This is a genomic window from Fortiea sp. LEGE XX443 (assembly GCF_015206815.1).
GTDB lineage: Bacteria > Cyanobacteriota > Cyanobacteriia > Cyanobacteriales > Nostocaceae > Nostoc_B.
This window is the reverse complement of sequence record NZ_JADEXZ010000115.1, coordinates 1-11,809: the sequence shown is the minus strand read 5'-3', so window position 1 is coordinate 11,809 and position 11,809 is coordinate 1. Positions and strand designations below refer to the sequence as shown.

Genomic DNA, 11,809 nt, shown 5'->3' with positions numbered 1-11,809 from the left:
CCGTTCCCCCTGCCCCCTGCCTCTAATAAAACTGCTAACGCCTATACTTCTGTTTGTTCTATGCTTTACCTTGGTAAGCGTGCATTCATTTGGGCAAACCATTATGACCGCAGCACCTCAACTGCTGACAGATCCATTTTTGCAGCTGCCAACAGCAACATCAGTAAGAGTAGTGTGGTTTACTGAGTTTGTGGGTACTAAGCATATAGTTGCCTACGGTGAAGATTTGCAGCAAACTGCTAAAGCGACTACAACTAAACTTAGCCGCACACGCGAAGACCAAAAATCAAGAGTCGGAAACCAAACCCAAGACGGACAAGTTTATCAACAACCTGTAAAGCGTGATATTTGGCGACACGAAGCTGAGGTGACAGGGTTAACGCCAGGTGTCAGGGTAAACTATCGCGTTACCAGTATGCGAGAAGATGGTGAAAGTGTCATCAGCGACATATTTACCCTTGCAGCCAAACCTGAACCAGGTACACCACTAAAAATTCTCTTAACTTCTGACCATCAACTCAAACCCATGACCGCAGCTAATCTACAAAAAGTCGTAGAGACAGTGGGTAGAGTAGATGCAGTGTGGTTTGCTGGTGATTTAATTAATGTGAGCGATCGCGCTTCGGAATGGTTTGATGATAATCGTGGGAATGCTTTATTTCCAGGCTTGCAAGGTCACGCCAAATATGAAATGCAGCATGATGGTGTTCAAGTTACCTACACTGGCGGGCAAATAATTCAACATGCACCCATGTATACTGCGATCGGTAATCATGAAGTCATGGGACGCTTGGCGAGAAAAGATAATTTAAACGATGAATTTGATGATACATTTCCCCGCGCTGTTGCTCAAAAACTTTATAGCGGCAAATCTTTAATCGATAATTCCTTTAATACAAATACTTACGAAGAAATTTTGAGCTTACCTCAAAGTAAAGCAGGCGGAAAAAAATATTATGCAGTCAGTTTTGGTGATGTGCGTTTAGTAGTTTTGTACATCACAAATATGTGGCGAATTCCCAAATTAGACGAAAAATATACAGGTAGATATCGAGAAGCAGCACAAGAGTTAAATAATCCTGAGAATTGGGGTTATGGGCAGCTAATTTATGAGCCAATCGCTAAAGGTAGTACGCAGTACAATTGGTTAGCAGCAGAACTCAACAGTCCCGAATTTCAACAAGCAAAATATAAAGTGGTGATGTTCCATCATCCACCCCACACCCTGGGCGATAATATCGTCCCCGCCTACACCGACCCAGTGCAAATCATCGATCGCAATCAGCAAGACAAAATTACATCTGTGCGTTATGAATATCCGCTAAACGCCGACTACATTATTCGTGATGTTGTCCCCTTACTAGAAGCAGCTAACGTGCAATTAGTATTTTACGGACACTCCCATTTATGGAATCGCTTTGTTAGTTCTAGTGGAATGCACTTTTTAGAAACATCAAATGTTGGTAATACTTATGGTGCAGCGTGGGGTGAAAGAAAGCGAGAAGTCCCAACAGGTTATCAAGAGAAGTATGTCGAACTTGGCGACCCCAATGATTTAGAGCCAGTAGTGCCAACTATCGCGCCTATATTAGGTACAGATGGTAAGCCTATGCCTTACATCGCTAGTAATAATATCACCGTTTTTAGTATCTTCGATACAGGCACAGGTAAAATTAGTAGCTACCGTTTTGATACGCGCAAACCTGATGCAGAAGTTGTAAAATTTGATGAATTTAACTTGAAATAAGCAATACATCATCCCATTCTCTGCTAAATTTCTATTACGCATTTACACCATAACTTCATCAAGACAAGCTTTTAAATGTTGTGCCAAAACCTCTACATGAGGTTCTAAAACAAACGTATAATGATTTCCAGGCACATCAACAATATTGATTTCTTCAGCCGCCATCACAGAAAATAACTCTACCCACACTAAAGTTGGATCGGGAGCCATAATATGTTTCTCTCTGGCTCTAAAAACAGTCACTTTTCCAGGATATGGCTGTCTTTTATAGGCATAAGTAGCTTTCAAAGTTCCCACTAAGACATCCAAAATGCGGCGATTGTTTTGACGTTCTACACCAGGAGGAAAGATTTTAGCTTGTCTGGCTTTATCAATAATATAGTTAATTTTTTCTTCTACACTTAAATGCTGAATTTCATTAGGCTTAACTAAATTATCTTGACCAAACATTCCCCCAAATACTCTAGAAAGTACACCAACTAAATAAACATCATCAATTGGTTTTTGTTTATCTAATAAAATCGGGACATAAGAATCAAGTATTGCTAACAAAGATACTTCTTTTCCTTGCCTTTTTAGCTGCTGTGCTACCTCATAAGCTACAACTCCCCCAAATGACCAACCACCAACTTGATAAGAACCTTGGGTTTGAAATTCACAAATAGTTTTGACGTAGAGACTGGCCATTTCCTCAATGCTTGTTAAGGGTTCTTCGTCTCCATAAAAACCTTGAGCTTGCAAGCCATAAAATGGTTGTTCATTTCCTATGTAATGAGCTAATTTGAAGTAGCACAAAACATGACCACCAGCAGGATGAATACAAAAGAAAGGCTGCTGATTACCTTGTGGTTGAATTGGGACTAAAGGTGAATGAAGAATCTGAATACTAGAGTCTTGAATAACTGTTGCTAACTCTGTAATAACTGGATTTGTTAACAATGTTGCTAGAGGTATTTCTTTAGCAAAATGTTGTTCTATTCGGGAAATTAAATGCAGTGCTTTGAGTGAATCACCACCTAAAGCGAAAAAGTTATCTTTTACCCCTATCTGTGGTAAATTTAAAATCTCTGACCATATTTTGACTAATTGCGCTTCTACCTGATTACGAGGAGCAACAAAATCATTACTTTCACTGAAATGAGAAATATCGGGTTGTGGTAAAGCCTTGCGGTCTACTTTCCCACTGGGAGTTAAAGGTAAAGCTTCCAACATCACAAAAGCGGCGGGAATCATAAAATCAGGTAGCTGTGATTTCAGAAAATGATGCAGGCTATTGAGTGTTGGTTTTTCGGAATTATAGGTAATATAAGCAATTAGTTGTTTCTCTGCTGTGTTATCAGTACGCGCAATAATTACCGCTTCTCTAACTTGCGGATGTAAAGCGAGAACATTTTCAACCTCGCCAATTTCAATGCGATAGCCTCGGATTTTTACTTGATAGTCGGTTCTACCAATATATTCAATATTACCATCTGGTAAATAACGAGCTAAATCACCAGTTTTGTAGAGATATTGTGATGCAAACTTTGAATTTTTAAATGGGTTGGGAATAAATTTTTCTTTAGTTAATTCTGGACGATTGAGATAACCACGCGCTACACCTACACCACCAATATAAATTTCAGCGATCGCACCGAAATCAACAGGCCGTAAATCCTCATCGAGGATGTAAATTTGGGTGTTAGCGATGGGACGACCAATAGGTACAGTTTTTAAATTACTGTTTTTCTGACATTGCCAAAAAGTGACATCAATGGCGGCTTCTGTAGGCCCATATAAGTTATGTAATTCGCAGTCCAAACGCTTAAAAAATCTATTTTGTAAATCTAAAGGTAAGGCTTCGCCACTACAAATTACTCTCTTAATGGAAGTGCATTTTTCGACACCACGACTAGCCAAAAATATTTGTAGCATCGAGGGGACAAAATGCAAAGTAGTGATTTGCTCTTGAATAATCAGATTAATAAGATAACTACTATCTCGATGTCCTCCCGGTTGAGCAATTACTAACCGTGCGCCTGTTAATAAAGTCCAGAAGAATTCCCAAACAGACACATCAAAACTAAATGGTGTTTTTTGTAAGACTCTATCTGTAGAATTTATTTGATAAGTTTCTTGCATCCACAGTAGGCGATTACATATACCTTTGTGGGTGTTCATTGCACCTTTGGGTTTACCAGTAGAACCAGAAGTGTAGATAACATAAGCAAGATTATCTGGTTTCACGCCACTCTCAAGATTGGTATTTGGTTGTGTGGAAATTTTCTTCCATTCTGTATCTATACAAATAGTATGAGCTTGATGTTGAGGAATTTGAGTGAGTAATTTTTCTTGAGTTAGTAATACTTTGACCTGAGAATCTTCTAGCATATAAGCTATGCGTTCTTGGGGATATTCTGGGTCAATGGGTATATAAGCACCGCCAGCTTTGAGAATTCCCAATAAACACACAACCATTTCTAAGGAACGTTCTACACAAACACCAACTAATGTTTCTAGTTTGACTCCTAGTGTTTGTAAGTAATGTGCTAGTTGGTTGGCTTTAGTATTTAATTCTTGATATGTTATTTGTTGCTGTTCAAATGTTACAGCTATGGCGTTGGGGGTGCGTTCTACTTGCGCTGTAAATAACTCATGTAAGCTTTGAGATAGGTCGTAGTCTCTTTGTGTGGCGTTGAGATTTATTTGTGTGGTTTGCATTTTTGATGAGGGGAAGAATGTCGGTTAACGGCTTTGTGAAATTGGGGGGTGATTTACTCACGCAGAGGCGCAGAGACGCAGAGAGTAAGAATAAAGAAACAGGGTTTGATCTCTCCTCCTCGCTTCCGTGTCTCTGCGTGAAATAAAAATTCTTAATCTCCTCCCAATTCCACCAATTTACCGATATTAAAATCTATCCGTGTCCAACCTTTAAGTTGACGGAGATTATTCCACAACAACAGAGGAATTTGCCAGTGATGCACCATCAAGAAGGGAAGGGGGTCATCTAACTGTAAAATTGCATCAGTTCCGCGCCAAATATTTAGCATCCATTTCTTCAACTGGGTGAAGGAACGAATACCAGTTAAACGCCAGACTTCGTGATAAGTCCAGTAAGTTGGTTTGCTGGTTACTAATGGCTGTAAGGTTTCACCTATTGGTTCTATTCCCAGATAGGCTTGTGCAACCTGGGGGTGGTTGTAGAAGGTGGTAATTGCTGAGTGTGTGCGGGGGTTACACTCGATGACGTATACTTGACCGTCTTCAGCTTGGATGAAGTCGAAGGAAATCTGTCCTGTCAACTTGAGTTCCTTGACAAAGTGCCTCACCCATTCCATTATTTGAGGGTTTTCTACGTTTTCATAGTTGACTTGAAATGCTGATGATTCGCAGCAGCAGTGTAGTCTTAGTTCCCCATCCCTAACAGTGCTGTGAGTGCAAAATTCTTCACCAGGGATAAATTCTTGCATAATCCACGGTTTTTCGGGACTTATTGGCAAACTTCTGACGAAAGCGGCTGTTGCTTCTGGGGTGGCGCAGGGAAGTTTGGTTAAGTCTAAACGCCGTACTGAGTCGTAAGCAATGCTTTTGAGGATGTATTGGCGCGTCTCGTCGGAAAAGTCGAAGTTGATGACTTGTTCGCCAGAGGTGATTTTAAAGGATTTGGGTACTGATAACCCAAGCGATCGCGCTTTTTCTGCTAGTGCAAATTTATCATCCAGCATTTGGGTGATATCTGCATCAAAATGAAATACTTCGCAATGACGCGATAACTCTGGTTTGGCTAGGGAGTCGTAGTAACTCCCGACTGGACTGGTGACGGGAACATAGACATCGATGTTTTCTCGTTGGACTATATCTACTAAGGCTTGGATATAGGCTTCTGAGTTTTTCTGCGGCGCGGGAACTGTATAAAATTTATTCACCGCTTGAGAAAATCTATGGCCAGTTAACCAGTATTTATGGGTTTCCAGCAGCACAACCCGATGTCCAGCCGCGTGGAATGACCTTGCTAGTTGCAAAGCTTTGGTCATTTTACCGCCACTGATGAGGATATTTTTGGGGTTGCTGGTTTTCGCAGTTTTGGGACGCAAAATAGCACCCAAAAACAAAGATATAAGAATGATGATGGCATTAATTGGCAATGCTAATAATAGCAAAGCCAAAGTCAGAATGTTTTGGATAATTGCGGCTATTTTCGTCTCTAAACCTAGAGATTGCGTAGCAGGTGAGGAGTCAAAGGAAATAGATTGTGTCATAGTTTACACTCTGCGGATAATTGTCAAACCATCGCGCAGGGGAAGTAAAACCTGTTCAACACGGGGGTCGAGGGCTACGGTATGATTAAATTCAGCGATCGCTTGACCGTTAACGCTACGTTTTTGTGCAGGTAAGTACACCTCTCCTTGTAGGAGTGTGTTATCCACACAAATAAACCCATGCGGTGCTAACAAACAGGTATCCAGCAGCATTTGAAAGTAAGCTGTGTACTCTTTTTTGTCAGCATCGATAAATACCAAGTCAAAAGTTTCTCCAGCCGCCGCTAATTTCTCTAAGGTTGCTAAGGCTGCACCTAATTCTACCCGTATCTTTGCACCGTGGGGAGACTGCTGAAAAGCCTTCTGTGCAACTTTTGCTGCGTAAGGGTCTACTTCACAAGCTACCAATACACCATCTTGAGGTAAGGCTTCCGCCATTGCTAAAGCTGAATAACCAGTGAACATCCCGATTTCTAAAACTTTTTGCGCTTGCGTCATGTGAACAAACATTTTTAAAGTTTGTCCTTCTATATGACCAGACAGCATTTCTTGTTCTAGAGGACGCACAATTGCACCTGCTGTAAAATGTTCATCCCAAGCTTCTTGTGCAGTTGTCTTGGCGAGTGAAGTCAAGGCGGCTGATTCTTGGGTGGTGCATTCTTCGAGATAAGGGTCGATACCTGCTGCTAACTCCCAAGCTTGGTTAATTTCAGCTACCAAATCAGCAGGTAAATCTTGGCGTTGATTTACTTCTTGAACAACGGCTTCTAACTTCTTGGTCAAGATTCCCAAGGGTGTGACAGGTCTAGCTGTCGGTGATGCTATCAAATTATTCATGATTTGGCACTCCCTACGAGTTCTTTCTGGCTGCTGAGGGGGTACATATCTACACCCTCACCACCACGAGGATAGCTGCTGCAAAGTTCTTTGTGTTCAGCTAAAGCGGCTGTTAATTCTTCTTTTGTCAGGTCATTGACGAAGTGACATTCACCGATTGGTCTTGGCATTGCAGCTCTAAGTAAACCGTCTCTAGTTAGAGTTATTGATTGAGTAGCACGCCATAATAACTCTACATCCAAAAGAGGATGGTCTAGTGCTAGACCAATGCGACTCATCAATCCTAAAATGCGATCGCGTTCTTGTGTGGTAATGTAACCTCTACGCGCCGCAATGGTGGCAGAAAAAGCCATATCAATATTGACTGCATGACCGTGGAACATGGGTATATGCGGCGCAAGTTCCAATGTCGGACTCCAAGTGTGGCCGTAAGCAATTACCCTATCTAGGTCTAATTCGTGGAGGTTGGGTACTTCTAACTCCAACATCTTTTTGATGGCTTTGTAGGTGACTTGATGAGCTACTTCTTGGGTTTTATCACTTGCATCAAGATTGCCAAAATGAGTATGCAGTAAGTCTTCCCCGTACTTCTCCAACAACTCAAATACTTCTTTGTGAGCAACTACGGCGATTTTGACTAATTCCGCCATACCGTTACGCACTTGGTCTGTTGGTAAAGTACCCAGGAAGGAAAAATCTAAGAAAACTTTGCGGGAAGCGTGATACGCACCTAGACGGTTTTTCAGCTTCTTGTGGTTAACTGCTACTTTAATCGCAACACTAGCATCAATTAATCCAATTAATGTAGTAGGAATACGTATATAATTGCTGCTGCGACGATATGCAGAACAAGCAAAACCAACAACATCCGTAATCAAGCCACCACCCACTACTAAAACGGGTTCTTTGCGAACTAGTTTGAAATCTGCAAAGACATCTATAACTTGCTCAAAACTTTGAATAGTTTTATTTGGTTCGGTAATCGTGATTGGGAAAAGCGTAAGGTCAATGCCGTGATATTGGAAGTATTTTTGAATCTTGGTACTGTAGAGACGACTGACATTAGCATCAACTACAGCCAAGCATCGTCCAAAATTTTTGTAGATATCTGCTAGTTGAAAATTTTTACATTCAAAAACGCCATCTACATAAACTAAGTCGTATTCAATTTTTTCGTAACCCTCTATGTGAAAAGCTGCTTCTGTAGCTTCAAATTTACCTTGAACGATGCTCATATTTTTGTCCTTTCAATACAAGAAATAAACTATTGTTGTTGTTAGCAATAATTCATGAAAATCGCAGCAGACACCACACCTAAAATACTGTAAACAAAATAGGTGACACCAAGAAACTTGTGATAATTACCAAAACTGAACTCATGACAAAGTGGTGCGCCAAATGACTACAGCGCAATATTTAAGTGAATTACATGATTATGTTAAGTCCTGGTTAAATTTTATGTTTCCTGTAAGTCTGAGCAGAAATTTAGCATGAATTTTCTGCGGTTTTTAGCTCTTGGGTACTAGATTACAGACATGTAAAATGGCTGCTAGTACCGCATTTTGTGAATGATATTTGCGGCAGCATATTGAATTACTGAAATTTTTTAATATCTCCTTCACATTTATTAACATACCATCCTTTTTCCATAATTGGATCGATTTTTTGAAAATTACCTATGGAAAATATATGAAAAACTTATGTAAACCCTTGTGAAATCAAGGCTATTCAGTCCTTTTAATTTTTGCTTTTTATTTCTAATGCAAATGATTAAGTGATGCTCAATTTCAATCACAATTTAGCAATGACTACATCAATAAATAGTAAAATAAAAGCTCTATTTCACTTAAAAAAGAGGCAGGTTATGGTCACATCGAATGCAACTTCAAAAAGTTATTCGCATTAAAATGAAACGCTGAAAACTTAACGTCTTGGTTTTGTGTTTGCCGCAAAAGGGTTGTGACTTTTGACTGTAACTTAAAATTTTAATAAAGAATCGTAACAAAAATTTACATATTTAATGCTATTTTTAAGCCCAGAATACTACTCTGAGTCCAAGTAAGTAAAGGACTTTTAGCATTTAGCGATCAGGCTGTGGTCACTTAGAGCAGACATGATGACTACCCTAATAGCTTAAAATTAGCTTCACATATCTAAACATAACATTTTTTGCCAAAGATTGCACCTAGACCCAAGTCAACAGTCAAATTCTTTCTTTTAAGTGTGTTTAATGTAACGCCCGATTCCAACACCTGACAATCAAAGAGCTAAATTGTAAAGTGATATTACAAACATTGCAAAAATATTTAGAAATTGTTTTGTATACAAACATGGCTCTAACGTAGAACCTATAGAAGAGACTTGAGGCGAATGTGATGAACATGGGTGATATTAAAAACTATCGGTTTGTCTGTACCCTGACTTTTGGTGATATCTATGGTCAAATTATTGTTTGGCTGATTACAATTACACTCAGTTTGGCATCAGCCTTGGCGTTGATGGGTGCTAAACGACCAGTATATGCTTTAGCAACAGTAGGTTTAATTGTTCTGCTATCGCTGCCTTTCTTACTGTTTGCTTTTGTAACTACATTGTTAAATCATATAGAACTAATTGCTATAGAACCGAGAACAAAGACCGAACCTATACCAGGTAATGTCTCTCAGCAAAGACCTGTACAAGCTACGAGTTGAAAGAATTTCAAATTTAAAATTTGGTTAGATGGTTTCATCAGTATTCTCATGATCCAAAATAAAAGTTTTCATCCCTGTCTCTAGGCAGGGTATTTTTTTGTAGAGATGTAATAGTATTCGGCACTACATGCGGCTTTAGCGATCGCATCTCTACAATAGAACAGCAGCTTTTTGCAGTCGGGGGCTAGTTATGCTGGAACATGATGTAATTATTATCGGGGGCGGATTGGCGGGATGTCGTGCGGCTGTGGAAATTGCCCGCACTGACCCCAGTTTAAATATTGCTGTGGTTGCTAAAACTCACCCTATCCGTTCTCACTCGGTTGCAGCCCAAGGTGGGATGGCTGCATCACTCAAAAATGTTGATGCTGAAGATTCTTGGGAAGCACATGCTTTTGATACTGTCAAGGGTTCAGATTACTTGGCAGATCAAGATGCAGTGGCAATTCTCGCCCAGGAAGCGCCTGATGTGGTGATTGACTTGGAACACATGGGGGTTTTGTTCTCGCGTTTACCCGATGGTCGTATTGCCCAAAGGGCGTTTGGCGGACATTCCCACAACCGCACTTGTTACGCTGCTGATAAGACTGGTCACGCAATTTTGCATGAATTAGTAAATAATTTGCGGCGCTACGGTGTGCAGATTTATCAAGAGTGGTACGTAATGCGCCTGATATTGGAAGAAGGTCAGGCTAAGGGTGTGGTGATGTATCGCCTATTGGATGGGCATATCGAGGTGGTAAGGGCAAAAGCTGTAATGTTTGCCACGGGTGGTTATGGTCGCGTTTATAACACCACATCGAATGATTACGCTTCTACAGGCGATGGTTTGGCGATGACAGCGATCGCAGGTTTACCTTTAGAAGATATGGAGTTTGTCCAATTTCATCCTACAGGTTTGTATCCCGTCGGCGTGCTGATTTCCGAAGCAGTACGGGGAGAAGGGGCGTATCTCATTAATAGCGAAGGCGATCGCTTCATGGCAAATTATGCACCCAGTCGCATGGAACTAGCCCCCCGTGATATTACCTCACGCGCGATCGCTTACGAAATTCGGGCTGGGCGTGGTATTCATCCCGATGGTAGTGCTGGCGGCTCTTTCGTCTATCTCGATTTACGCCACATGGGTAAAGAAAAAATTATGAGTCGCGTTCCCTTCTGTTGGGAAGAAGCACACCGCTTAGTCGGCGTTGATGCGGTGACTCAACCAATGCCAGTCCGCCCGACAATTCATTATTGTATGGGTGGTATACCTGTAAATACTGATGGCCAAGTCCGCAGTAGTGATGATGGTTTAGTTGATGGTTTTTTTGCGGCTGGGGAAACCTCTTGTGTTTCCGTTCATGGCGCAAATCGTTTAGGTAGTAACTCTCTATTAGAATGTGTAGTCTATGGTAAACGAACTGGGGCGGCGATCGCTCAATATGTACAGCAACGTAAATTACCTTCTATAGATGAGCAACGTTACATCACAGAAGCCCAACAAGAAATCCAAGCCTTATTAGAACAACCAGGACAGTATCGGATTAACCAAGTCCGTCAAGCCTTCCAAGATGCGATGACTGAATTTTGCGGTGTTTTCCGCACCGAAGCATTAATGAGTGAAGGTTGGCAAAAAATCACAGAAATCCAGCAAAAATATACTCAGGTTTTTTTAGACGATAAAGGTAGTTGCTGGAATACTGAACTTGTAGAAGCTTTAGAGCTGCGGAGTTTAATGGTAGTTGGGCAAACTATTTTAGCGTCAGCCCTAAATCGCCAAGAAAGCCGCGGCGCACACTTCCGCGAAGATTACCCACAGCGAGATGATGTAAACTTCCTCAGACATACGATGGCTTACTATTCACCCGCAGGTATTGATATTCAATATCGCCCAGTGGTGATTAATATGTTTGAGCCAAAAGAGCGCAAATATTAGCTTGGTTTTGGAATGTTGCTGAGTGAAGATATGAATTTGTATCACGCAGATGCACAGAGAATAAGAGTTGGAGAAATTGAATTTGGTAAATTTATACTTTGGAGATAGGGTAAAGCATTGCTTTACCTTATCTCTCTTTGTGCTTGATCAAGCTCAGGTGAATATTTTTAATATATAGGACTAGTATTTGATTTCTGAAAAAGCTCCGTACATCTGGAGAGAGAGAAAATCAAAGGTAGTGTTTCGGAGAAACCACTCAAACATCCACTTTAAATGAGAGAATGTTGGAATTAAAGCGCAAAAACGTCTAACCCAGGTTTTTGCTTGTAACCAAATATCTTCTATAGGATTTTGGGATGGGCAGTTAGGAGCAAAG

7 protein-coding genes and 1 pseudogene are annotated in these 11,809 nt (G+C 40.7%); 3 read left to right on the top strand and 5 right to left on the bottom strand.

Annotation, left to right across the window (positions count from 1 at the left end):
• The first annotated feature begins 103 nt into the window (after positions 1–103).
• Positions 104–1,747 (top strand): metallophosphoesterase, encoded by a 1,644-nt coding sequence (locus tag IQ259_RS25670; protein ID WP_370568079.1) that lies wholly within the window; start codon positions 104–106, stop codon positions 1,745–1,747.
• A gap of 42 nt (positions 1,748–1,789) precedes the next feature.
• Here the strand turns inward: IQ259_RS25670 and IQ259_RS25665 are convergent, their stop codons facing one another.
• From IQ259_RS25665 to IQ259_RS25650, 4 genes are all read right to left on the bottom strand, one after another.
• Positions 1,790–4,447: an amino acid adenylation domain-containing protein gene (locus tag IQ259_RS25665; protein WP_193888819.1), complete on the bottom strand. Its 2,658-nt coding sequence runs from the start codon at positions 4,445–4,447 to the stop codon at positions 1,790–1,792.
• 152 nt (positions 4,448–4,599) lie between these two features.
• The gene (locus IQ259_RS25660) at positions 4,600–5,985 is read right to left on the bottom strand and encodes an ATP-grasp domain-containing protein (RefSeq protein ID WP_193888818.1); all 1,386 of its coding nucleotides are present in this window, start codon (positions 5,983–5,985) and stop codon (positions 4,600–4,602) included.
• A 3-nt stretch (positions 5,986–5,988) separates the two neighbouring features.
• Positions 5,989–6,822, bottom strand: coding sequence for an O-methyltransferase (locus IQ259_RS25655; RefSeq protein WP_193888817.1), 834 nt, complete (start codon positions 6,820–6,822; stop codon positions 5,989–5,991).
• Positions 6,819–8,057, bottom strand: a complete 1,239-nt coding sequence (locus tag IQ259_RS25650; RefSeq protein WP_193888816.1) for a sedoheptulose 7-phosphate cyclase — start codon at positions 8,055–8,057, stop codon at positions 6,819–6,821. Before IQ259_RS25650 ends, IQ259_RS25655 begins: the two co-directional genes overlap by 4 nt.
• A gap of 1,140 nt (positions 8,058–9,197) precedes the next feature.
• Between IQ259_RS25650 and IQ259_RS25645 the strand changes: the two genes are divergently transcribed.
• Both IQ259_RS25645 and IQ259_RS25640 read left to right on the top strand, forming a co-directional pair.
• Positions 9,198–9,515 carry a hypothetical protein gene (locus tag IQ259_RS25645; RefSeq protein WP_193888815.1) on the top strand — a complete coding sequence of 106 codons (318 nt, stop codon included), beginning with the start codon at positions 9,198–9,200 and terminating at the stop codon, positions 9,513–9,515.
• Between the two features lie 190 nt (positions 9,516–9,705).
• Positions 9,706–11,433 carry a succinate dehydrogenase/fumarate reductase flavoprotein subunit gene (locus tag IQ259_RS25640; protein ID WP_193888814.1) on the top strand — a complete coding sequence of 576 codons (1,728 nt, stop codon included), beginning with the start codon at positions 9,706–9,708 and terminating at the stop codon, positions 11,431–11,433.
• A 180-nt stretch (positions 11,434–11,613) separates the two neighbouring features.
• On the opposite strand, the pseudogene IQ259_RS25635 reads toward IQ259_RS25640, so the two are convergent.
• Positions 11,614–11,809, bottom strand: a pseudogene (locus IQ259_RS25635) (IS630 family transposase); the annotation flags it as partial.

Coding starts and splice junctions, on each gene's coding strand:
- IQ259_RS25670 (WP_370568079.1), top strand. CDS start 104: ATGACCGCAGCACCTCAACTGCTGACAGATCCATTTTTGCAGCTGCCA.
- IQ259_RS25665 (WP_193888819.1), bottom strand. CDS start 4,447: ATGCAAACCACACAAATAAATCTCAACGCCACACAAAGAGACTACGAC.
- IQ259_RS25660 (WP_193888818.1), bottom strand. CDS start 5,985: ATGACACAATCTATTTCCTTTGACTCCTCACCTGCTACGCAATCTCTA.
- IQ259_RS25655 (WP_193888817.1), bottom strand. CDS start 6,822: ATGAATAATTTGATAGCATCACCGACAGCTAGACCTGTCACACCCTTG.
- IQ259_RS25650 (WP_193888816.1), bottom strand. CDS start 8,057: ATGAGCATCGTTCAAGGTAAATTTGAAGCTACAGAAGCAGCTTTTCAC.
- IQ259_RS25645 (WP_193888815.1), top strand. CDS start 9,198: ATGAACATGGGTGATATTAAAAACTATCGGTTTGTCTGTACCCTGACT.
- IQ259_RS25640 (WP_193888814.1), top strand. CDS start 9,706: ATGCTGGAACATGATGTAATTATTATCGGGGGCGGATTGGCGGGATGT.